This is a genomic window from Xanthomonas sp. AM6 (assembly GCF_025665335.1).
In the GTDB taxonomy this organism is placed as follows: domain Bacteria; phylum Pseudomonadota; class Gammaproteobacteria; order Xanthomonadales; family Xanthomonadaceae; genus Xanthomonas_A.
The window spans coordinates 3,639,050-3,657,674 of record NZ_CP106869.1 but is presented as its reverse complement, the minus strand read 5'-3'; the positions used below and the strand labels follow the sequence as shown (position 1 = coordinate 3,657,674).

The window sequence follows — 18,625 nt, the reverse complement described above, 5'->3', positions numbered from 1 at the left end:
ACGTACATGAAGACTGTAGACATCCATACCGACGGCGCCTGCCTCGGCAATCCCGGCCCCGGCGGCTGGGCCGCGCTGCTGCGCTACAAGGGCCTGGAACGCGAGGTGGCCGGCGCCGAGGCGCACACCACCAACAACCGCATGGAGCTGATGGCCGCGATCATGGCGCTGGAGACGCTCAATGAGCCGTGCCAGATCGTGCTGCACACCGACTCGCAGTATGTGCGCCAGGGCATCACCGAATGGATGCCCGGCTGGGTGCGGCGGCAGTGGAAGACCGCCGGCGGCGATCCGGTCAAGAACCGCGACCTATGGGAGCGGCTGCATGCCGCCGCGCAGCGGCACACGATCGACTGGCGCTGGGTCAAGGGCCACAACGGCGACCCGGACAACGAGCGGGTGGACGTGCTGGCGCGCAACCAGGCGCTGCGGGTGCGCGCCGGCGGCGCCGCGGTCGCGTCCTGATCCTTTCCACGCCCCATCCTGCAGCGAGCGACATGCGTCAGATCATCCTCGATACCGAAACCACCGGCCTGGAATGGAAGAAGGGCAACCGCGTCGTCGAAATCGGCGCGGTGGAACTGCTCGAGCGGCGCCCGAGCGGGCGCAACTTCCACCGCTACCTGCGCCCGGACTGCGACTTCGAGCCCGGCGCGCAGGAAGTCACCGGCCTGACCCTGGAGTTCCTGGCCGACAAGCCGGAATTCCACGAGGTGGTGGACGAGTTCCTGGCGTTCATCGACGGCGCCGAACTGATCATCCACAACGCCTCGTTCGACCTGGGCTTCCTCGACTACGAACTGTCGCGGCTGGGCGCGACGTACGGGCGCATCCTCGACCGCGCCACGGTCGTCGATACGCTGCTGCTGGCGCGCGAGCGCTTCCCGGGCCAGCGCAATTCGCTGGACGCGCTGTGCAAGCGGCTGGGCGTGGACAACTCGCACCGGCAACTGCACGGCGCGCTGCTCGATGCGCAGATCCTCAGCGACGTCTACATCGCGCTGACTTCGGGCCAGGAAGAGATCGGCTTCGCCCTGGCCGACGACCGCGCCGGCGACCATGCCGGCGGCCAGCGCCCGGTGTTCGACATGGCGACGCTGCTGCCGCGGCCGCGGGTGCTGCCCACCGCCTCGGAACTGGAAGCGCACGAGGCGCGGCTGGAGAAGCTGCGCAAGAAGGCCGGGCGCGCGCTGTGGGACGCGGCCGAGCCGGTGCTGGCGGAGGCCGTGGCCGGCTGAGCGGTCGCGGCGCCGGCGGCGGCGCTCGCTGGCGCGCGCTGCGGGTTGCGTGATGGCGGTGCCGGCGCCGCGCTTGGCCGCAACACCGCGCAGGAGAGGGTCCGGTCAGCCTGCGCCGCGCGGCGCGGCCAGCATCGAAAAGGCGCGCTCGCGCAGCGGCGACCTGCGCAGGTCCGCGAAAACCGCGACGTGGGCGCGCCAGTGCCGCCAGGGTGGATGACCCGTCGCCGCAGCCGGCGACATCACCGCGCCGCTCGCGCAGCGCTGCGCCTCAGTGGCAGCGCACCAGGATCGCGGTGATGTTGTCCGAGCCGCCGCCGTCCAGCGCCGCAGCCACCAGCGTGTCCACGCATTCCTGCGCGCTGCAGTCGTCGTGGCCGAGGGTGGCGGCGATGCCGGGGTCGTCCACTTCCTCGGTCAGCCCATCGCTGCACAGCAGCAGCTGCATGCCCGGGCGCAGTTCGCCGGTCATCGTGGCCACGTTGAGATGCAGCGGATCGGTGACGCCCAGCGCCTGGGTGACCACGTTGCGGTGCGGGTGCGCGCGCGCCTGTTCGGCGGTCAGCGCGCCCTGGGCGATCAGTTCCTGCACGTAGCTGTGGTCCTGGCTGAGCTGGGCCAGCTTGCCGTCGCGCCACAGGTAGGCGCGGCTGTCGCCGACCCAGGCCACCTCGAAACGGTTGCCCTGCACGCGCGCGGCGACCACGGTGGTACCCATCGGCAAGCTGTCGTTGCGCCGGCGCGAGGCGCGGATGATCTCCTCGTCGGCGATGCGGATCGCCTGCGCCAGCGGCGTGCCGCCGCGCACCTCGCGGACGATGGCCTCGCGCGCCAGCGCGCTGGCGACCTCGCCGCAGGCATGGCCGCCCATGCCGTCGGCGACCAGCCACAGGCCGAGTTCGTTGTCGCCGTAATAGGTGTCCTCGTTGAGGTCGCGGCGCAGGCCGACGTGGGTGAGGTGTCCGAATTCGATCATTGCGCGCCCGCGGCTGGCCCGGCTTCCTGTCATTCAAACGGCATCATCGCGGTCGGGCGGACATCAGGCAATCGTCCGCGGCGGCGCAGGGCAGGCGGGGTTCATGGCGGGACAGGGGCGGCGCCATGCCGACGGGCGACGCGGCGCTTGTCCGCGCGCGGCGGGAACCGTATGATGCACGCCCCCGGTCCGCCGGGGACCACCCGGGAAGGTGGCAGAGCGGTTGAATGTACCTGACTCGAAATCAGGCAGGCGTTTATAGCGCCTCGGGGGTTCGAATCCCCCCCTTCCCGCCAGTTTCGCAGAAGGCCCCGTCAGGGGCCTTTTGTCTTTTCGAGAACCCGGCCGCAGCGCGCCGACACGGCTTTAAGGCCCGCCCGCTACACTTCCTTCCACCTATCGCTTGGATGTGCCCATGTCCGAAATTCTGGCCCCCGTTTCCTTCGGCGAACTGCTCGACAAGATCGCCATCCTGCAGATCAAGTCCGAGCGCATCGAGGATGCGGCCAAGCTGGCCAACGTGCGCACGGAACTGTCGGCGCTGGAGAAGATCTGGATGGCGCACCCGGCCGCCGGCGGCGACATCGCGCGCCTGCGCGCCGACCTCAAGGCGGTCAACGAGCGCCTGTGGGTGATCGAGGACGAGATCCGGGTCAAGGAGAAGGCGCAGGCCTTCGACGAGGAATTCATCAAGCTCGCGCGCAGCGTGTACTACGAGAACGACGAGCGCGCGCGGATCAAGAAGGAGATCAACCTGGCGCTGGGCTCCAGCTACGTGGAAGAGAAGTCCTACCAGGACTACCGCGGCACGCCGTAGGGCCACGGCCTGCCGGCGCGCCGCGCGGCGGCGCTACCTGCCGTGGTCGGCGCGGTAGCGCTCGAATGCGGCGATGGCGTCGTCCACGCCGATCAGCGCCATCACCGCGTCGAATTCGATCTTGCTGCCCCACTTCAGCTGCTCGGCCGGCTTGCCGAGGAACTTGCGCGCCGCCGCGTCGTACTTGTCCACGCAGTAGCGGATGTCCGAGTACGGGCCGCTGCGGCGCGGGTTGCTGGCCGCATGCAGGCCCAGCACCTTGCTGCCCACTGCGTTGGCGATGTGCATCGGGCCCGAGTCGGGAGTCATCACCAGCGCCGCGCGCTGCAACAGCGCCGGCAGCTGCTTGAGCGTGTCGCGGCCGACCAGGTCCAGGACCGGCGCGCGCATGGCCGCGACGATGGCGTCGGCGGTGCGGCGCTCCAGCTCGCTGCGCCCGCCGCACAGCACCACCCGCCAGCCCTGCGCGGCGGCATGGTCGGCGACCGCGGCGTAGCGGTCGGCGTACCAGTTGCGGCGCACATGGCTGGAGCAGGGCGAGATCAGCAGCGCCGGGCGGCCGTCGTCGGGCCATTGCGCGCGGGCCCAGGCGTGCGCGTCCTCGGGGATCGGCAGGTCCCAGCGCACCTCGGTCTGGCGCAGGCCCAGCGGCTCGCAGAAGCTGCCGATCGCATCGAGCACGTGGATGCCGGGGCGGTCGGGGATGCGTTCGTTGACGAACAGGCCGTGCAGGTCCTTGGAGCGGCTGCGGTCGTAGCCGATGCGGCGGCGCGCGCGCACGAACGCCGACAGCGCGTTGGCGCGCAGCGCCACCTGCATCTGCAGCAGCGCGTCGAAGCGCTGCGGCGGCAGTTCGCGGCGCAGCGCGCGCATGCCGGCCACGCCGCTGCGCTTGTCGTAGGCGTGGAACACCACCCCGGGCAGGCCGTCGAGCAGCTTGTGCCCGGCCTTGTCGATGATCCAGTGCAGCGGCGGCGCGGCGGGCCAGGCGCGCTGCAGGGTGCGCACCAGCGGCACCACGTGGGTCACGTCCCCCAGCGCCGACAGGCGCAACAGGCACAGCGAAGGGAGCGTTGCTGCCATGGTGTTGTTAGACTCGCTGAATGGTTGCATTCGACGCCACCGAAGCGCTGACGCCGTACCGCGAGGGCCGCGGCTATGGCGCCATTCTGTTCGACCGCCAACGACTGCGGCAAGCCGAGCCGGCGCTGTTCTCGGCCGCGCACTGGGCCGAGCGCGCGCGGCCGGTGGACGAGGGCGGCCGCGGCGGCGCCTGGTTCGTCGACGCCCCGTTCGGCGCCTGCGTGCTGCGCCAGTACAGGCGCGGCGGCCTGGCCGCCAAGGTGAGCCGCGACCGCTACCTGTGGTCCGGCGCCGACCGCACCCGCAGCTTCGCCGAGTTCCGGCTGATGCGCGCGCTGATCGCGCGCAAGCTGCCGGTGCCGCGGCCGCTGGCCGCCTGCTACCTGCGCCAGGGGCTGCGCTACCGCGCGGCGATCCTGATGGAGCGGCTGGAGGGCGTGCGCTCGCTGGCCGATCGCGCCCACGTCGCCGGCCGCGGCGCGCCGTGGGAGGAGGCCGGGCGGCTGATCGCGCGCTTCCACCGCGCCGGGCTGGACCATGCCGATCTCAACGCGCACAACATCCTGTTCGACGGCAACGGCCGCGGCTGGCTGATCGATTTCGACCGCGGCGTGCTGCGCATCCCGGCCACGCGCTGGCGCGAGCGCAACCTCAAGCGCCTGCACCGCTCGCTGCTGAAGCTGCGCGGCGAGCGCAGCGTCGACGAGGTCGACAAGGACTACGCGCGCCTGCGCCGCGCCTACGACCTGGCCTGGAACCGGGGCTACTGATGGCCTGGGCGCTGCGTTTCCAGGGCGTCGGCAACGCGTCGGCGGTGGAGCTGGGCTCGCCGATGGCCACCATCGAGCGCGACGGCGCGCCGTGGCTGACCATCGACTGCGGCGGCGAGGGCCTGAGCGCCTACCAGGCGCACTACCGGGCGATGCCGCAGGCGCTGTTCGTGACCCATGTGCACCTGGACCACGTGGCCGGGTTCGAGCGGCTGTTCGTGGACGCGTATTTCTCCGCGCGGCGCGGCAAGGTGCGGGTGTACGTGCCGGCGCCGGTGGTGCCGCTGCTGCACCGGCGGGTCGGCGACTACCCGAACGCGCTGGCCGAGGGCGGCGCCAACTTCTGGGACGCGTTCCAGCTGATCCCGGTCGGCGCGGCGTTCTGGCACGACGGGGTGCGGCTGGAAGTGTTCCCGGTGCGCCACCACTGGCCGGAAACCGCCTACGGGCTGCGCCTGCCGGGCGCGCTGGTGTGGAGCGGCGACACCCGGCCGATCCCGGAAATGCTGAGCCGTTACGCCGACGACGGCGAACTAGTCGCGCACGACTGCGGCCTTCACGGCAATCCGTCGCATACTGGCGTGGACGACCTGGAACGGGAATATCCCGCCGAGCTGCTGCAACGCACCATGCTGTACCACTATGCCAGCGCCGAAGATGCCGAGGCCCTGCGCGCACGCGGCCACCGCGTGGCGCGGCCGGGCGAATGCGTGGCCCTGGACGCGCCGCGCGCGCCGCAGGTGCCGGCGCCATGAGCGCGGTGCTGCGCCCGCCGTTGCCGCCGCTGCCGGCCACCCCGGTGGACCGCCTGGGGCGGCCGCTGCGCGACCTGCGCCTGTCGGTGATCGAGGCCTGCAACTTCCGCTGCGGCTACTGCATGCCGGCCGACAAGGTGCCCGACGACTACGGTTTCGATGCGGCCTCGCGGCTGTCGTTCGAGCAGCTCGAGACCCTGGTGCGCGCGTTCGTGCGCAACGGCGTCAGCAAGCTGCGCCTGACCGGCGGCGAGCCGCTGCTGCGCCGCGACCTGCCCGACCTGGTGCGGCGGCTGGCGCGCATCCCCGGCCTGGACGACCTGGCGATGACCACCAACGGCTCGCTGCTGGCGCGGCACGCGCAGGCCTTGCGCGAGGCCGGCTTGCGCCGGGTCACGGTGAGCCTGGACGCGATCGATCCGGCGACCTTCCGGCGCATGTCCGGCGGCCGCGGCGAGGTGGCGCAGGTGCTGGCCGGCATCGACGCGGCGGTGGCGGCCGGGCTGGGGCCGGTCAAGATCAACTGCGTGGTCCAGCGCGGCGTCAACGACGACCAGGTGCTGCCGCTGCTGGCGCATTTCCGCGGCAGCGGCCACGTGCTGCGCTTCATCGAGTACATGGACGTGGGCACCTGCAACGCCTGGCAGCGCGAGCGGGTGGTGCCGTCGGCCGAACTGCGCGAGCGCATCGCCGCGCGCTGGCCGCTGCGCGCGCTGGATCCGCACTATGCCGGCGAAGTCGCCGCGCGCCATGCCTTCGTCGACGGCGGCGGCGAGATCGGCTTCGTCAGCTCGGTCAGTGCGCCGTTCTGCGGCGATTGCCACCGCGCCCGGGTCTCGGCCGACGGCCAGCTCTATACCTGCCTGTTCGCCGCCGCCGGCACCGACCTGAAGCCGGCGCTGGGCGGCGGCGAGGACGCGCTGGCCGAGCGCGTGCAGGCGTTGTGGGGCCAGCGCGGCGATCGCTACAGCGAACTGCGCGGCGATGCGCGCGCGGCGCGCGGCAAGCACGTCGAGATGTTCCTGATCGGCGGATGAGCGGCATGGACGACGCCACCGCACAGCACGTGATCGCGCTGGAACTGAGCCTGCTGGACGCGTCGGTGCGCGCGTCGGCCGAACGCCTCGACCGCCTGCTCGACGACGCCTTCGTCGAGTTCGGCGCCTCCGGCCGGCGTTTCGGCAAGCGCGAGGTGCTGGCCGAACTGCCGGGCGCGTCCCAGGTCCGCCATCGTGCCAGCGACATGCAGGCGCGGTGGCTGGCGCCGGACCTGCTGCACCTGACCTATCGCAGCGAGCGCAGCGGCGACGGTGGCCACCATTGCGCATTGCGCAGTTCGCTGTGGCGGCGCCGCGACGATCGCTGGCGGATGCTGTTCCACCAGGGCACGCCCAGCGTCGCCGACGCATGAGATTCCAGCCGTGGGAGCGGCATCGCAACGCATGAACAAGAACGTGGCCAAGCAGGCGCCGCCGGCGCTGACCCATCTCGACCCGCAGGGCGTGCCGACGATGGTCGACGTCTCGGCTAAGGCGGTCACCGCGCGCGTCGCCGTGGCCGAGGCATGCGTGCGCTTTCCCGCCGCGGTGGCCGCGCAACTGCGCGCCGACGCGCTGCGCAGCGCCAAGGGCGGCATCGTCGACACCGCGGTGATCGCCGGCACCATGGCGGTCAAGCGCACCCACGAGCTGATCCCGTTCTGCCATCCGCTGCCGATCGACGGCTGCCGCTTCGCGATCGACTGGGCCTCGGCGCAGGTGCTGCGCATCGAATGCACGGTGCGCACCGTGCACCGCACCGGCGTGGAGATGGAGGCGCTGACCGGCGCCAGCGTCGCCGCGCTGACCGTCTACGACATGTGCAAGGCGCTGACCCACGCGATGACGATCGGCCCGGTGCGGCTGCTCGGCAAGCGCGGCGGCAAGCGCGACGTCGGGAGTGCGGCATGAGCGCGCGGGTGACCGTGCTGTATTTCGCCAGCCTGCGCGAGGCGGCCGGCATCGAGCGCGAGCAGGTGCACAGCGCGGCCGCCGACCTGCGCGCGCTGTACGCCGAACTGGACGCGCGGCACGGCCTGCGCTGGCCGTCGCAGCGCCTGCGCGTGGCCGTGGACGGCGCCTTCGTGGGCTGGGACGCGCCGCTGCGCGATGGCAGCGAAGTGGTGTTCATCCCGCCGGTCTCGGGAGGCTGAGCGATGTCCATGCCGCAGCGTTTCCACCTGGCCGACAGCGCCCTGGACATCGCCGCGCTGCGCGCGCCGCTGGCGCATGCGCAGGCCGGCGCCTATGCCAGCTTCGAAGGCTGGGTGCGCGACCACAACGACGGCCGCGCGGTCGACGGTCTACGCTACGAAGCCTACGCGGCGCTGGCCGAGGCCGAGGGCCGGCGCATCGCCGACGAAGCCCTGGCCCGCTTCGACATCCTCGACCTGCGCTGCGTGCACCGTGTGGGCGACCTGGCGATCGGCGACCTGGCGGTGTGGGTCGGCGTGGTCGCCGCGCACCGCGGCGCGGCGTTCGACGCCTGCCGCTACGTCATCGACGAGGTCAAGGCGCGCGTGCCGATCTGGAAGCACGAGCGCTATCGCGAGGGCGATGCGGGCTGGCTGCATCCGGAGACGTAGCGTTGGCCCGGATGCTGGGCATCAGCGGGAGCGCCGATTCCGCGTGGCGATGATGTGACGTCGAAAGGCAAAGCGCGTGCGACAAGCGCACGCATTGGCCGATGCGGCGGTGCTTCAGGGAGATTAGGGTGGCGACCCCGCCGGCTGACCTCGGCGCCCGCGTCGATCGATACCGTTGCTGCCTTCCGGCCCTGGCGGGGTTTTCGACCTAGCGTCGCGAGGGGCCGACGGGGCCACCATAGAGACGAAACCGCGCCAGCGGCGCGGTCTTTCCCATCGAGTTCTTGCGCCGGCGGCGAAGGAACCCTGCGAGGGAAGCGCAATTCGAATCTGGCGGAGAGAGGGGGATTCGAACCCCCGAAGCGCGGTTTAGACGCTTACACACTTTCCAGGCGTGCTCCTTCAACCACTCGGACACCTCTCCGGGCCTGCCGGCGCGACTAGCCGACGGCAGGGGCGGGATTCTAGCCGTCGCGGGCGCCGTTAACAAGGCGAGGGGTCTGCCGGGACGGGAACTTGCCGGCCCGCGCCCGGTCCCGATCGCGAAAAAGCGCCGGCCCGTCGGCGCCCGGCCCGGCGGCGGGCGGTCACCGCCGGCCGCGGCCGCTGAACGATCAGGATGGCCCGGCGTGGCACAATGGCGGTTCAGATGAAGACGGTTGCCTGATGTCCTATCTCGTTCTCGCCCGCAAGTGGCGCCCCAAGCGTTTTGCCGAGCTGGTGGGGCAGGAGCACGTGGTCCGCGCGCTCAGCAATGCGCTGGACAGCGGGCGCGTGCACCATGCGTTCCTGTTCACCGGCACCCGCGGCGTCGGCAAGACCACCATCGCGCGCATCTTCGCCAAGTCGCTGAACTGCGAGCAGGGCACCAGCGCCGATCCGTGCGGGCAGTGCCCGGCGTGCCTGGACATCGACGCCGGCCGCTACATCGACCTGCTGGAGATCGACGCCGCGTCCAACACCGGCGTGGACGACGTGCGCGAGGTGATCGAGAACGCGCAGTACATGCCCTCGCGCGGCAAGTTCAAGGTGTACCTGATCGACGAGGTGCACATGCTGTCCAAGGCCGCGTTCAACGCGCTGCTGAAGACGCTGGAGGAGCCGCCGGAGCACGTGAAGTTCCTGCTCGCCACCACCGACCCGCAGAAGCTGCCGGTGACGGTGCTGTCGCGCTGCCTGCAGTTCAACCTCAAGCGCCTGGACGAGGAGCAGATCCAGGGGCAGATGACCAAGATCCTGGCCGCCGAGCAAATCGAGGTCGATGCCTCGGCGATCGTGCAGCTGGCCAAGGCCGCCGACGGCAGCCTGCGCGACGGCCTGTCGCTGCTCGACCAGGCCATCGCCTACGCCGGCGGCGCGCTGCGCGACGACGTGGTGCGGGCGATGCTGGGCACGGTCGACCGCACCCAGGTCGGGGCGATGCTGGAGGCGCTGGCCGATGGCGACGGGCAGCGGCTGCTGCAGGTGGTCGCGGCGCTGGCCGAGTTCTCGCCGGACTGGGGCGGGGTGCTGGAGGCGCTGGCCGAGGCGCTGCACCGGATCCAGGTGCGGCAGCTGGTGCCTGGCGCGGCCGCGGCCGCTCTCGACGGCCTGGACCCGGCGCCGTTCGCCGAGCGCCTGCGCCCGGAGATCGTGCAGCTGTGGTACCAGATGGCGCTGAACGGGCGCCGCGACCTGTACCTGGCGCCGAGCCCGCGCGCCGGGTTCGAGATGGCGGTGCTGCGCATGCTGGCGTTCCGTCCGGCCGGCGCGGCGGCGTTGCCGGCCGCGTCCGGGCCGGGCACGACGGCGCAAGGCCGCACGCCTGCCGCGCCGGTGGCCGCGACACCGGCCGCCGCGGCCGCACCCGCCGCCGCGCCGTCCGTCGCCACGGTGGCGGCCCCGGCCGCACCGATGATGGCGCCGATACCGGCTGCCGCCAGGCCGGCACCCGCGCCGGCGCCGGCCGCTGCCGCGGTGCTGGACCCGCCATGGGAGACCGCGGCTCCGGCACCTGCGCAGCCGGTGCCGGCGGCGCATGCCGCGCCGTCCGCGTCCGCCCCCATGCCCACGGCCGAGCCGGAAATGGCGATGGTGCCGCCGCTCGCGGACGCTGTGCGCACGCCGCCCGGAAACGGCGCGCCGCGCGCGCTGCACGCGGCCGAGGACTGGCTGGAACTGGTCGCCGATTGCGGCCTGACCGGGCCGTCGCGGCAGCTCGCCGCCAACGCGGCCTTCGTCAGCCATGCCGACGGCGTGCTGCGGCTGTCGCTGTCGCCGGGCTTCGAATACCTGCAGTCCGAACGCTCGCTCGGCGAACTGGCGACGGCGCTGGCCGATGCGCTGGGCAGCAAGCCGAAGATCGTGATCGAAAGCGGCATCGCGGTCGATGCCGAAACCCTGCACGAGCGCTCGCACCGGCAACGCGGCGAGCGCCAGAACGCGGCCGAGACTGCGTTCATGCGCGACCCGGCGGTGCAAGCGCTGATCCAGCAGCAAGGCGCGCGGGTCGTCCCCGATTCCATCCGCCCTTACGAAGAGTAGAACGCATGCGTGGCAACATCGCCCAATTGATGCAACAGGCGCAGAAGATGCAGGAAAACCTGCAGCGCGCGCAGGAAGAACTGGCCCAGCTGGAAGTCACCGGCACCGCCGGCGGCGGCATGGTCAGCGTGACCCTGACCGGCGCCAAGGAGTGCCGCAAGGTGCGGATCGACCCGAGCATCCTCTCCGACCAGGAGATGGCCGAGGACCTGATCGCCGCCGCCTTCAACGACGCGTCCAACAAGATCGATGCCGAATCCAAGCAGCGCATGGGCTCGGCCACGGCCGGCATGCAGCTGCCGCCGGGCATGAAGCTGCCGTTCTGAGGAGCCGGGATTCGGGATTCGGGATTGGGGATCGCAACAGCGAGGCCGCTTCTTCCGAATCCCCAATCCCCAATCCCGAATTCCCGTCCCATGTCTTCCCTGCTCGAACAACTGATCGACGCCTTCCGCGTGTTGCCGGGGGTGGGCCAGAAGACCGCGCAGCGGATGGCCTACCACGTGCTCGAGCGCGAGCGCGAGGGCGGGCAGCGCCTGGCCGAGGCCTTGCGCGAGGCGATCGAGCGCGTCGGCCATTGCGTGCAGTGCCGCGACTTCAGCGAGACCGAAACCTGCGCGATCTGCGCCAGCGCCGGCCGCGACCGCCAGCAGCTGTGCGCGGTGGAGTCGCCGGCCGACCGCCTGGCGATCGAGCACGCCACCGGCTACCGCGGGCTGTACTTCATCCTGCAGGGCCGGCTGTCGCCGCTGGACGGGGTTGGCCCGCGCGAGCTGGGTCTGGACCGGCTCGGCGCGCGCCTGGCGCAGGGCGAGATCGCCGAGCTGATCATCGCCACCAATTCCACCGTCGAGGGCGAGGCCACCGCGCACTACCTGGCGCAGCTGGCGCGCCGCCACGGGGTGCGCCCGAGCCGGCTGGCGCAGGGCCTGCCGCTGGGCGGGGAACTGGAGTACGTCGACCGCGGCACGCTGTCGCATGCGTTCGGCAGCCGCAACGAGGTACCGCAGGGCGGCGCGGGCGAGTAACGGCCTGCGCGCGCCGAATCGGCTATAACGGCTGCCTCTTTCCGCTCTGCGTACCGGCCCCATGGACACCATCTTCGGCAAGATCATCCGTCGCGAAATCCCCGCCAGCATCGTCTACGAGGACGAGGCGGTGCTCGGCTTCAAGGACATCGCGCCGCAGGCGCCGGTGCATGTGCTGTTCATTCCCAAGCAGGTGGAGATCCCCACCCTCGACGACCTGGCGCCGGAGCAGGCGACGCTGGTCGGCAGGCTGGTGCTGGCCGCGGCGGCGTACGCGCGCGAACAGGGCCTGGCGCAGGACGGTTACCGGGTGGTGATGAACTGCCGCGAGCATGCCGGGCAGACCGTGTTCCATCTGCACCTGCACCTGCTGGCCGGGGCGCCGCTGGGCCGGTTCGGCACGCCCTGATCGTCGGCCTGGGCCGCCGCCGCGGGCGATCTGCCGCGGCACTGCCGGCCAAACGGAAAACGCCGCTTTTCAGCGGCGTTTTCTTCTCCATCATCGCACAAGGCGTGCGGCCCCGCGGGCTTACCACCAGCCGCGGCCGCCCCAGCCCCAGCGCGGGCCCCACGGATCCCACGGGCCCCAGGGGCCATAGGGGTAGGCGGGCACCACCTCGACCTGGCGCACCACCGGCCACAGGTAGACCACGTCGGCGTCGATCTTCGGCAGGCGGTAGTCGTACTCGCCGATGCGGGTGCTCTCGTAGCCGGAGACGTGGCCGATGAAGGTCACCTCGCGGCCGGGCTCGAACACCGCCGGGTCGTAGAAGCCGGCGCGGCAGGCGACGAAGCGGCCGTCGCTGGCGTCGGCCGAGTCGCTGTCCGGGCGGCCGCTGGCGCTCAACGGCCGTCCCAGCATCTGGAAGCAGGTGGCGCCCTGGCCGGGCTTGGTCTGGATGATCTTGCCGCCCCAGCGCACCGCGGCGCCGACCTGCTGGCCGGTGACCGAATCGCGCGGGGTGACGGTGGCGAACTGGCCTTGCAACGGCTTGGGCGCGGTCGCGCAGGCGCCCAGGGCGAGAACGGCCATGAGGGGGAACAGCAGTCGGATCTTCATCGAGATGCTCCGGTATGCGGACGGTGCCTGCGCAGGTCGCGCAACAATGAAGCGCTGTCCGAATCCGCGCCAGCGTAGCGCGAATCGGCGAAACGTTGGCTGAGCGAAAGCAACGCGTTTGCCTCCATCACCTGCTGTACACGCGCCGCCCACGCCAGCGCCGGTTCGTGCGGTTCGCGGCCCAGGCCGAGCCGCGCGTAGCGCCGGCCCAGCCGCCGCCAGGCGCGCAGCAGCGGGTCCCGCTCGCGTTCGCCGCGGGCCAGCAGCCAGGCCATCCAGCCCAGCACCAGCGCGGCGAAGCCGGCGAACAGCGCGACCAGCTGCGCCGGCTCCAGCTTGGCGATGCCCAGGCCGCTCAGCAGCCGCTGCTGGCGGTTGGCGTCGAAGGACAGCACCAGGTCGTTCCAGCCGCGCCGCAGCCAGTCGCCGACGTCGCGCAGCCGCCAGTCGGCGCTGCCGCCCTGTGCGCCGGCGCCGCTGCCGAGGCGGTCTTCCAGGGTGTCGTAGATGCGTTCCGGGGCGACCGCGGCGGTCGGGTCCACGCGCACCCAGCCGCGCTGCGGCAGCCACACCTCGGCCCAGGCGTGGGCGTCCATGCGCCGCACCACCCAGTAGTCGCCGAACGGATTGCGGGAGCCGCCGGCATAGCCGGTGACCACGCGCGCGGGGATGCCGGCGCCGCGCATCAGCACCACGAAGGCGGAGCTGAAGTGCTGGCAGAAGCCGGCCTTGTACTGGAACAGGAACTCGTCCACGCCGTCGCGGCCGGACAGCGGCGTTTCCAGGGTGTAGGCGAAGTCGCGGCGGATCCACTGCAGCGCGCGCGCCACGATCGCCGCATCGTCGGCGCCAGCCTCTTGCCGCCACTGCCGGGCCAGGGCCAGGGTGCGCGGGTTGTAGCCCGGCGGCAGCGCCAGCGCGCGCTGGCGCTGGGCCGGCGCCAGCGCGGTCTCGAAGCGCAGCGGCGGCGCCGAGCGCAGCCGCCAGCGGCTCAGCGCGCTGAGCGGGCGCTCGCTGTGCAGCACGTAGTCGGCGGAGACGCGGGTGCCGTCGGGCGCCTGCAGCGGCAGGTCCAGCGCGACCAGCTGGCGGCGGTCGGTCGGCTCGACTTCGATCTGGTAGTCCCAGGCGGCCGCGCCGTGCTGCACCGGCGGGGCCGGCAGGTACTCGTTGCCGCGCTGCGCGCGCCAGGTGCCGCCGTCGAAATCCCACAGCACCGGCCCGCGCCAGTAGCGCTGCGCCGGCGGCGGCACGCGGCCGAAGAACTGCACGCGCAGCGCCGGGGTGTCGTCGGCCATCAGGTCCAGCCACTGGCCGGGGCTCATCGTGTCCGCCAGGCCGGGCCGCGCCAGGGCGCGTTCGGGCACGCCCCACAGCGGCGAGCCCAGCCGCGGGAACAGCCAGAACGCGGCCAGCGCCAGCGGCAGGCCCAGCGCCAGCAAGCGGCCGACGCCGCGCAGCTGGCCGCGCAGCGGGGGGCCGCCGCTGTGTCCTTCCTGGTCGGCCAGGCGCTGCATGCACAGCAGCGCGGCGATCACCGCGGCCAGCGCCAGCGCCATCGTCGCCGGGCCCTGGTCCAGCAGGAACGCGGCGAACGGCGCGAACAGGGCGAAGCCGAGCAGGCTGCGCGCGTCGCGCAGCGTCTTCAGTTCCGACGGCTTGATCGCCAGCATCGCCGCGAGCATCGCGCAGCCGGTGTCGCGGCCGAAGCGCATGCCGACCTGCCAGTAGATCGCCGCCAGCATCGCCGCCACCAGCAGCAGGCGCAGCGCCGCCGGCAGCGGCCGCCATGCCGAACTGGCGCCGACCAGCAGCGCGGCCAGCGCGAACACCAGCGCCAGCGTCGCTGGCAATTGCAGCAGCAGCGGCAGCAGCGCCAGCAGGCCGGCGCCGAGCGCCCAGTGGCGGCTGGCCCTGCTCAGCGCGGGCGAGCGCGGCTCAGCCATGCGGCAGCAGCGCCAACGCGCGCAGGCACTGGTGCCGGTGCTGCGGGCCGCGGCCCGGGCCCAGCGGCGGCTGTCCCGGCAGCAGCAGGCGATAGCGGCGGCCGTCGCGTTCGGCCTCGTCGACCCAGCGCGCCAGCCGCGCGATGCGGCGTTCGTAGGGCAGCGTCGGCAGCGTGCGCCAGTCCAGCACCACGTCCACGCCGATCGGGCGTTCGTACTCGCGCACCAGCAGGGTGTCGCGGCGCGCGGAGTGCTTCCAGGAGATCGCGCGCGGCGCATCGCCGGCGCGGTACGGGCGCAGTTGGTGCAGTTCCTCGCCCAGCGCATGCAGGCGGGTCTGGGTCGGGGTGCCGTCGCCGGAGGGCAATGGCGGCCCGTCGCGTTCCGGTTGCGGGTAGACCAACAGCGGCGTGTCGGGCCAGTACCAGGCCCAGGCGCGCAGCAGGCCCAGCGGCTGGGTGGTGGACACGTGGATGCGCTGCAGGTCCAGCCAGCCGCGGCGTTCGGTGGGCAGGTCGAGGTCGGCTTCGGTGACGCCGCCGCCGTGCAGGTCCAGGTAGGTGTGGCGGCCGCCATGGGCCACGCGCAGGCCGCGCCGGGATCGGGCGTCGCCGGCCGCCAGCGCCAGGCGCAGCCGCAGCGGCGTGCCGGCCGCGACCGGCTCGGCCGACAGCGCGTCCAGGCGCAGGCCCGACAGCTGCAGGTGGGCCGCGATCGCGCTGGCCATCGCGGCCGCGCCCAGCAGCATCGCCAGCAGCAGGGCGGGGTTGTTGTTGTAGTTCAGCGCGCCGAGCAGCATCGCGCCGAGCAGCAGCGCCAGGAAGCCGCCGAACGCGGTGGGCAGGATGTAGATCCGGCGCCGGTCCAGCCGCACCGGCAGCGGCTCGGGATCGCGCGGCCGCGCCAGCCGTGCCAGCGCCTGCCGCCACTCGCGCAGCCGGGCGCGCACCGGCGTCAGTCCACCGCCACGCTGTGCAGGATCGCCTTGGCCAGCGCCGGCCCGGAGGCCGATTCCTGTTCGGCCACCAGCCGGTGTTCGGCCACCGCCACGAACAGCGCCTGCACGTCCTCCGGCAGCGCATGCGCGCGGCCGAGCAGCAGCGCGTGCGCCTTGGCCGCGCGCAGCAGCGCGATGCCGGCGCGCGGCGACAGGCCCACGCGCACGCCCGGATGCTGGCGGCTGCGCGCCAGCAGCGCCTGCACGTAGCCGACCAGCGCGTCGCTGGCGTGGACCTGGTCCACGGCGTGGCGCAGCGTGGCCATGTCGGCATCGCCGAGCAGCGGCCGCGCCTGCGCGATCAGGTCGCGGCGGTCGCTGCCGCTGAGCAGCGCGCGTTCGGACTCGGCGTTGGGATAGCCCAGCGCCAGCCGCAGCAGGAACCGGTCCAGCTGCGAATCGGGCAACGGGAAGGTGCCCGACAGGTCCACCGGATTCTGCGTGGCGATGACGAAGAACGGCGCAGGCAGCGGATGGGTGGTGCCGTCCAGCGTCACCTGCTGTTCGGCCATCGCTTCCAGCAGCGCGCTCTGCGTGCGCGGCGGCGCGCGGTTGATCTCGTCGGCGAGCAGCACGTGGGTGAACACCGGGCCGGGATGGAACTGGAACTGGCGCGACTGCGCGTCGTACACCGACACGCCGAGCACGTCGGCCGGCAGCAGGTCGGAGGTGAACTGCACGCGCTGGAAGCTCAGCCCCAGGCTTGCGGCCAGCGCATGCGCCAGGGTGGTCTTGCCCAGTCCGGGCAGGTCCTCGATCAGCAGATGTCCGCCGGACAACAGCGCGACAAAGGCCATGCGTACCTGCTGCGGCTTGCCCAGGACCAGCGCATTGACCTGCTGCTGGGCCTGCGCGAGCGCCTCGCGCAGCGTATCGGTTAGCATTTCCGGCAAGCGGGGCGGAGTAGGCATCGCATTCTCGCAACGGGTTTAGGGGAGTCTAAAGGCAATGCAAGGCGAACAACGTGCACGCAGCACCTTCCTGGTGTTGTGGACGCTGGTCACCGCGGCCAAGCTGCTGGCGGCCGCGCGCCTGCCGTTGTTCGTCGACGAGGCGTTCTACTGGCAGGAAGGCCAGCACCTGGCCGCGGCCTACTCGGACCTGCCCGGGCTGACCGCCTGGCTGGCGCGGCTGGGCGTGGCCCTCGGCGGCGACCACCTGCTGGCGCTGCGCGCGCCGTTCCTGCTGATGTCGGCGCTGATGCCGTGGCTGATCGCGCGCATCGCCACGCGCTGGTTCGGCGCGGTCGCCGGCTGGCGCGCCGGCAGCCTGACCCTGCTGATGCCGCTGTCGGGCACGCTCGGCATCCTGGCCCTGCCGGACGTGCCGATGGCGCTGGCGACGATCCTGTGCATGGACGCCAGCGCGCGGCTGCTGCGCCAGGTCGAGGCGATGAGCGCGGTGGAACTGGCGCTGGGCCTGACCCTGGGCGCGCTGAGCCACTACCGCTTCGCCGGGGTGATCGGAGTCGGCGCGATCGCGCTGCTGCTGATCCCGCAGGGCCGGCGCATGCTGCGCGATCCGCAGGTGTGGGTGGCGCTGGCGATGGGCATCGTCGCCTGGCTGCCGTTGCTGGCCTGGAATGCCGACAACGGCGAGGCCGGGGTCAGGTTCCAGCTGATCGACCGGCATCCGTGGAGCTTCCAGCCCGCCGGCATCGCCTTCGTGCTGATCCAGGGCCTGCTGGTCACCCCGCTGCTGGCGGTGGCGATGTGGAAGGTGGCGCTGGTGGCCACGCGCGGCGGCGGCAGCGGCGGCGCGCGCGTGCAGTGGCGCTACTTCGGTCTGCTCGGTGGGGTGTCCACGCTGGGCATCTTCCTCTTCGGTTTCTTCACCGATGCCGAGCGCATCAGTTTCCATTGGCCGCTGCCGGGCTACCTGGCGCTGCTGATCGCCGCGCCGGTGATCCTCAACGGCTGGCCGAAGCGGCTGCGCCGCGCGACCTGGCTGCTGACCGGGATCGGCCTGGTCGGCGCGTTCGGCTACTACCTGGCGGTGTCGGTACCCTCGGTGCGCGAACATGCCGCCGGCGACAAGTACTACCCGCGCAACTTCGCCGGCTGGCAGCCGCTGGCCTCGGCGGTGCGCCGCGAACTGGCGACGATGCCGGCCGGCACCCAGGTGCTGGCCGACAACTTCAAGGTCGGCGCCGAACTCGGTTTCGAACTGGGCGATGCCGACATCCAGGTGCTGCCGCATCCGTTGAACGACAAGCACGGGCGCAGCGCGCAGCTGCGCCAGTGGGGCCTGCTCAGCGACGGCCGCCGCGACGGGCCGCGGCTGCTGGTGCTCTCGCCCAGCGACATGAAGTACCGGCTGCTGCTGCAGCGCTACCACGCGGTGTGCGACCTGGTCGGCCCGCTGCCGCCGCCGCAGGTGGTGTCCAGCGACCACGGCAGCCAGCGCTTCCTGCTGTTCGCGCTGCCGGCGCAGCGCCTGGCCGGCCCGTGCACGACGCCGGCGATGGCCTGGTTCGACACGCCCGCCGTGGGCGCCACGCTGGCGCGCCATTTCGAGGTGTCCGGCTGGGCGTTCAAGGACGGCGTGGGCATCGCCCGGGTGGAGGTGCTGCTCGACGGCAAGGTCGCCGCGCAGGCGCGCTACGGCGAGCCCTACGACATCACCGCGTTCTGGAAGATCTCCACCGATCCGGGCCATCCGCGGGTCGGCTTCCGCGCCGAACTGGACGCCAGCGCGTTGGCGCCGGGCACGCATTGGCTCGGCCTGCGCCTGCACGGCCGCGACGGCAGCGTCGAGGATTGGTGGGAGCAGCCGATCGAACTGCGCCGCCGCTGAGATAGCATGGCGC

21 protein-coding genes, 2 tRNA genes and 1 other RNA gene are annotated in these 18,625 nt (G+C 72.3%); 16 read left to right on the top strand and 8 right to left on the bottom strand.

Annotation, left to right across the window (positions count from 1 at the left end):
• Positions 1 to 6: 6 nt before the first annotated feature.
• Together rnhA and dnaQ are read left to right on the top strand one after the other, a co-directional pair.
• Positions 7 to 465, top strand: coding sequence for a ribonuclease HI (rnhA, locus tag OCJ37_RS15525; RefSeq protein ID WP_145701573.1), 459 nt, complete (start codon positions 7 to 9; stop codon positions 463 to 465).
• 32 nt (positions 466 to 497) lie between these two features.
• Positions 498 to 1,238 (top strand): DNA polymerase III subunit epsilon, encoded by a 741-nt coding sequence (gene dnaQ / locus OCJ37_RS15520; protein ID WP_263110626.1) that lies wholly within the window; start codon positions 498 to 500, stop codon positions 1,236 to 1,238.
• A gap of 271 nt (positions 1,239 to 1,509) precedes the next feature.
• On the opposite strand, the gene OCJ37_RS15515 is transcribed toward dnaQ, so the two are convergent.
• Entirely contained in the window at positions 1,510 to 2,214 is a 705-nt protein-coding gene (locus tag OCJ37_RS15515) for a PP2C family protein-serine/threonine phosphatase (protein ID WP_263110625.1), read from the bottom strand.
• Positions 2,215 to 2,419: 205 nt separating this feature from the next.
• Between OCJ37_RS15515 and OCJ37_RS15510 the strand changes: the two genes are divergently transcribed.
• A tRNA-Ser gene (locus tag OCJ37_RS15510) sits at positions 2,420 to 2,510 on the top strand.
• A gap of 119 nt (positions 2,511 to 2,629) precedes the next feature.
• Positions 2,630 to 3,031 (top strand): DUF6165 family protein, encoded by a 402-nt coding sequence (locus OCJ37_RS15505; protein ID WP_263110624.1) that lies wholly within the window; start codon positions 2,630 to 2,632, stop codon positions 3,029 to 3,031.
• A 33-nt stretch (positions 3,032 to 3,064) separates the two neighbouring features.
• Here the strand turns inward: OCJ37_RS15505 and OCJ37_RS15500 are convergent, their stop codons facing one another.
• Positions 3,065 to 4,114: a glycosyltransferase family 9 protein gene (locus OCJ37_RS15500; protein ID WP_263110623.1), complete on the bottom strand. Its 1,050-nt coding sequence runs from the start codon at positions 4,112 to 4,114 to the stop codon at positions 3,065 to 3,067.
• A 20-nt stretch (positions 4,115 to 4,134) separates the two neighbouring features.
• Between OCJ37_RS15500 and OCJ37_RS15495 the strand changes: the two genes are divergently transcribed.
• The 7 genes from OCJ37_RS15495 to OCJ37_RS15465 are packed head-to-tail and all read left to right on the top strand — an operon-like array spanning position 4,135 to position 8,262.
• A complete protein-coding gene (locus tag OCJ37_RS15495; RefSeq protein WP_263110622.1) occupies positions 4,135 to 4,884 on the top strand; it encodes a 3-deoxy-D-manno-octulosonic acid kinase in 750 nt (249 codons plus the stop codon).
• Complete coding sequence (locus tag OCJ37_RS15490) at positions 4,884 to 5,639, top strand: MBL fold metallo-hydrolase (RefSeq protein ID WP_263110621.1); 756 nt, start codon at positions 4,884 to 4,886, stop codon at positions 5,637 to 5,639. The genes OCJ37_RS15495 and OCJ37_RS15490 overlap by 1 nt, the downstream gene beginning before the upstream one ends.
• Entirely contained in the window at positions 5,636 to 6,676 is a 1,041-nt protein-coding gene (gene moaA, locus OCJ37_RS15485; RefSeq protein WP_263110620.1) for a GTP 3',8-cyclase MoaA, read from the top strand. Before OCJ37_RS15490 ends, moaA begins: the two co-directional genes overlap by 4 nt.
• 5 nt (positions 6,677 to 6,681) lie before the next feature.
• A complete protein-coding gene (locus OCJ37_RS15480) occupies positions 6,682 to 7,050 on the top strand; it encodes a nuclear transport factor 2 family protein (RefSeq protein ID WP_263110619.1) in 369 nt (122 codons plus the stop codon).
• 31 nt (positions 7,051 to 7,081) lie between these two features.
• Positions 7,082 to 7,588 (top strand): cyclic pyranopterin monophosphate synthase MoaC, encoded by a 507-nt coding sequence (gene moaC, locus OCJ37_RS15475; RefSeq protein WP_263110618.1) that lies wholly within the window; start codon positions 7,082 to 7,084, stop codon positions 7,586 to 7,588.
• Positions 7,585 to 7,830, top strand: coding sequence for a MoaD/ThiS family protein (locus OCJ37_RS15470; protein WP_263110617.1), 246 nt, complete (start codon positions 7,585 to 7,587; stop codon positions 7,828 to 7,830). Before moaC ends, OCJ37_RS15470 begins: the two co-directional genes overlap by 4 nt.
• A 3-nt stretch (positions 7,831 to 7,833) precedes the next feature.
• Entirely contained in the window at positions 7,834 to 8,262 is a 429-nt protein-coding gene (locus tag OCJ37_RS15465) for a molybdenum cofactor biosynthesis protein MoaE (protein ID WP_263110616.1), read from the top strand.
• A gap of 134 nt (positions 8,263 to 8,396) precedes the next feature.
• Here the strand turns inward: OCJ37_RS15465 and ffs are convergent.
• Positions 8,397 to 8,493, bottom strand: an RNA gene (gene ffs / locus OCJ37_RS15460) — signal recognition particle sRNA small type.
• Between the two features lie 100 nt (positions 8,494 to 8,593).
• Positions 8,594 to 8,686, bottom strand: a tRNA-Ser gene (locus OCJ37_RS15455).
• A gap of 242 nt (positions 8,687 to 8,928) precedes the next feature.
• On the opposite strand from OCJ37_RS15455, the gene dnaX reads away from it, so the two are divergent.
• From dnaX to OCJ37_RS15435, 4 genes are all read left to right on the top strand, one after another.
• Positions 8,929 to 10,785 (top strand): DNA polymerase III subunit gamma/tau, encoded by a 1,857-nt coding sequence (dnaX, locus tag OCJ37_RS15450; protein WP_263110615.1) that lies wholly within the window; start codon positions 8,929 to 8,931, stop codon positions 10,783 to 10,785.
• A 5-nt stretch (positions 10,786 to 10,790) separates the two neighbouring features.
• Complete coding sequence (locus OCJ37_RS15445) at positions 10,791 to 11,111, top strand: YbaB/EbfC family nucleoid-associated protein (protein WP_263110614.1); 321 nt, start codon at positions 10,791 to 10,793, stop codon at positions 11,109 to 11,111.
• 90 nt (positions 11,112 to 11,201) lie between these two features.
• Positions 11,202 to 11,813 (top strand): recombination mediator RecR, encoded by a 612-nt coding sequence (gene recR / locus OCJ37_RS15440; protein ID WP_263110613.1) that lies wholly within the window; start codon positions 11,202 to 11,204, stop codon positions 11,811 to 11,813.
• A gap of 61 nt (positions 11,814 to 11,874) precedes the next feature.
• Positions 11,875 to 12,222 carry a histidine triad nucleotide-binding protein gene (locus OCJ37_RS15435; protein WP_263110612.1) on the top strand — a complete coding sequence of 116 codons (348 nt, stop codon included), beginning with the start codon at positions 11,875 to 11,877 and terminating at the stop codon, positions 12,220 to 12,222.
• Positions 12,223 to 12,342: 120 nt separating this feature from the next.
• Here OCJ37_RS15435 and OCJ37_RS15430 read toward each other — a convergent pair whose 3' ends face one another.
• Genes OCJ37_RS15430 through OCJ37_RS15415 form a run of 4 tightly spaced genes read right to left on the bottom strand, consistent with a single transcriptional unit; the run spans position 12,343 to position 16,727 of the window.
• Positions 12,343 to 12,873, bottom strand: coding sequence for a Slp family lipoprotein (locus OCJ37_RS15430; RefSeq protein ID WP_263110611.1), 531 nt, complete (start codon positions 12,871 to 12,873; stop codon positions 12,343 to 12,345).
• Positions 12,870 to 14,819: a transglutaminase TgpA family protein gene (locus OCJ37_RS15425; protein WP_263110610.1), complete on the bottom strand. Its 1,950-nt coding sequence runs from the start codon at positions 14,817 to 14,819 to the stop codon at positions 12,870 to 12,872. The genes OCJ37_RS15430 and OCJ37_RS15425 overlap by 4 nt, the downstream gene beginning before the upstream one ends.
• Positions 14,812 to 15,768, bottom strand: a complete 957-nt coding sequence (locus OCJ37_RS15420; protein ID WP_263110609.1) for a DUF58 domain-containing protein — start codon at positions 15,766 to 15,768, stop codon at positions 14,812 to 14,814. Before OCJ37_RS15420 ends, OCJ37_RS15425 begins: the two co-directional genes overlap by 8 nt.
• 5 nt (positions 15,769 to 15,773) lie before the next feature.
• Complete coding sequence (locus OCJ37_RS15415; RefSeq protein WP_263110608.1) at positions 15,774 to 16,727, bottom strand: AAA family ATPase; 954 nt, start codon at positions 16,725 to 16,727, stop codon at positions 15,774 to 15,776.
• A 37-nt stretch (positions 16,728 to 16,764) separates the two neighbouring features.
• Between OCJ37_RS15415 and OCJ37_RS15410 the strand changes: the two genes are divergently transcribed.
• Positions 16,765 to 18,612, top strand: a complete 1,848-nt coding sequence (locus OCJ37_RS15410; protein WP_263110607.1) for a glycosyltransferase family 39 protein — start codon at positions 16,765 to 16,767, stop codon at positions 18,610 to 18,612.
• The last annotated feature ends 13 nt before the right edge of the window (positions 18,613 to 18,625 follow it).